Here is a 2,401-nt window from a genome sequence, read left to right as displayed (position 1 = left end):
CGATCCCGATCGACAGGCGCACGACGTTATCCGCCGCGCCCGCCGCCGCCCGGCCTTCGGCCGACAACTGGCGATGGGTGGTTGATGCCGGATCCAATCAACCATTGACACGGGCGGAAAGATTGAATCAACCCCTTGGTTTAAAAGCCTTTAGTGGTCGTTACAGGATTGCTGACCCTTGCCATGACCGTATGGGCCTATCGGTCGCAAGGTTGGCACCGGGCGGCCCTTTCACTGGTCGCAGCGGGCGCTCTAGCAAACCTGATCGACCGAAGCGCACGCGGCTCTGTCACCGACTTCCTGAACCTGCATTTTGGGGATTGGCATTTCTTCGTGTTCAATCTGGCAGATATATGGATCAGCTTAGGCGCTGCCTTTCTGCTGGGTCTACAAATCATCCCGCAGAAGAACAAAATCACATCGATTCCATAAATATAGGACGCAGCTCGAACAAGCGCCAAGGCTACTGAGGCGCTGGCACGGTGATGGTGCAACGCTGGTCCTCGCCGGCCGTGCGCGCGGCCTCCCAACAAGCCGCTACGGCCTCCCTGTTCGCCTCAATGAGCTGATCAGCCGAGACCACGCGCTGCCACGCTTCCGGGCTGTCGAACGCCATGAGACTCATACCGGCCCGCCACGGCGTTTCCCCCATGACAACGCTGGCGACACGCGGCGCGGCCGAGAACGGCAACAGGCGCGGAAGGAACAGCATCACCACCGCGCCGGCGAGCAGGCCGATAGCGAAGGCGACGACAAGCCACCAATTTTGCCGATCGCGCTCCCGCGCGCCGGCGACATGCGCGGCGAGGTTCCGGCCGGCGCGCTCGAGGTCGGACGCCTGCCGTTCGAGCTGCTGCGCGGCGGTGCGTATCAGGGCCTCGCCGCTACGCTCGAGCGCGGCCGCATAGTGCTGCGCCCCCTGCCGAAGAATGGGCGACTGCTCGACGCTGTGCAGCCGCTCCGCAACAGTGTCGAGAGCCTGCACGAGCTGGGCGAGCTGGGGCTTGTAATCGGTCTGCGGCTCGATCTTGTCGAGCTGGTCGAAAGCGGCTTCCAGCCCGCGCCGCATCACGGTCATTTCCGCGCCGATCTGCGCGCCCTGCGTCTCGATCGTGCGCCGGAGCGCGTCGAAAGCTGCGGCCGGGTCGCCGGCGTCCTCGTCCAATGCTTCCGGTTCGATTCCTTCCCTGTCGTCGTCCAGTTCCGCCATGATCTCCCTGCCTACATTCCCAAGCCGATACCCCGGCTAATCTGCCGGCTGCGTGTCATTTCCTCTTGCAGCGCGCGGGCAATGCTCTGCTCCCGGCGCAAGTCCTGCCCGATTCCAAGCTCCCGGCTGCGATTCCGCACGATGGATTCCGCCTGCGGGTCGCGCTCAAGGCTCTTGGCAAGGCCGCTCATCTGGCTTTCGACCTTGCCGCGTGCCTCGTCGTGTTGCCAGCCACGAAGCTCCCGGCGCTGCCCCTGTAGCTCCTGCCAGCGTTCAACGAACCGCTCGGCCCTGATATTCGGGTCTTGCAGCGCGGCGTTCTCGCGCTTCATGCCGTCGATAACATGGGCGACACGCTCCCGGCCGGAAAGCTCGGTCATGGCGCGCGCCGTCGCCGGGTCATTTTGTAGGGTCGAGCGCATCAGGTCTTTCATGCCATCGCGCACCTGGTCGAGCTGCTGGCCGGCATCGCGCATTTCCTGCCGCTGCATGTCGAGAACGGGCAGGCCCTCGCGCCGGTGCTGGTCGATCGACTGATAGGCCCGCGAATAGCGGTCAACGGCGGCCTCAAGCGGCGACTGCCCCCGCACCCGCTCGGCCAGCCGGTCGGGCGCCGGCGCCGGCCGCAAGCTCCCTTCCCTTTCCGGCCGCTCGCTACGCTCCTGAGAGGGGGCAGGACGCGCATTGAGCTTGAGGCCGGCGAACATACCGCGCCGCTGCTTCTCGGCCTGCTGCGGCCCTTGTCTGTCGATCTGTGGGCCGCCCTCGCCAGCGCGGTCCTGCTGCGGCCCCTCGGCCGCCGCGCCGCGCCCGAGTTTCAGGCCCTCGAACGGATTGCGGCGCTGTTGTCGATCGCCGGCGAGATCCTCGCGCGGATCTGCACGGAGATCCTGCGCGAGATCTGCGCCGACTTTTTGCGAGGATCTACGATCAAGCGCATGATCCCCGGCCGTCGACTCCCGCTCCGCACGTAGCCCGGCCGCGCGTTCGGCCGGAAGCTCGATTTCGCTGCGGACGCCCATTTGCTCCGCGATCCCGCGCCGCTCGGCAAAGTCGCGGGTATAGTCGAGCGTGGTTTCCTTCACACCCGACCGGGACAGGCGGTGCTCAAGCTGGCTATAGGCCAGTTCGCCGGCGTCCTGAACCTTCCATGTGTTCCGGTGCGTCTGCGTCCCATCCGGCAAGGTGACA

Annotated in this window: 2 protein-coding genes and 2 pseudogenes; 1 reads left to right on the top strand and 3 read right to left on the bottom strand. The window is 65.7% G+C overall.

All coding sequences use genetic code 11. From position 1 onward, the window contains the following. A pseudogene (locus ACFPLB_RS17455) lies at positions 1-97 on the bottom strand (PLP-dependent transferase); the annotation flags it as partial. A gap of 56 nt (positions 98-153) precedes the next feature. On the opposite strand from ACFPLB_RS17455, the gene ACFPLB_RS17450 reads away from it, so the two are divergent. Beyond that, positions 154-432, top strand: a complete 279-nt coding sequence (locus ACFPLB_RS17450; protein ID WP_378232053.1) for a signal peptidase II — start codon at positions 154-156, stop codon at positions 430-432. A 31-nt stretch (positions 433-463) separates the two neighbouring features. Here the strand turns inward: ACFPLB_RS17450 and ACFPLB_RS17445 are convergent, their stop codons facing one another. Next, positions 464-1,210 carry a DUF6118 family protein gene (locus ACFPLB_RS17445; RefSeq protein WP_183030168.1) on the bottom strand — a complete coding sequence of 249 codons (747 nt, stop codon included), beginning with the start codon at positions 1,208-1,210 and terminating at the stop codon, positions 464-466. A gap of 11 nt (positions 1,211-1,221) precedes the next feature. Continuing rightward, positions 1,222-2,401: pseudogene (locus tag ACFPLB_RS17440) on the bottom strand (Ti-type conjugative transfer relaxase TraA); the annotation flags it as partial.

It is taken from the genome of Aquamicrobium segne (assembly GCF_042656785.1).
GTDB classification, from domain to species: Bacteria; Pseudomonadota; Alphaproteobacteria; order Rhizobiales; family Rhizobiaceae; genus Mesorhizobium; species Mesorhizobium segne.
The sequence above is the reverse complement of the archived record's forward strand: the minus strand, read 5'-3'. Positions and strand labels throughout refer to the sequence as shown.

Coding starts and splice junctions, on each gene's coding strand:
- ACFPLB_RS17445 (WP_183030168.1), bottom strand. CDS start 1,210: ATGGCGGAACTGGACGACGACAGGGAAGGAATCGAACCGGAAGCATTG.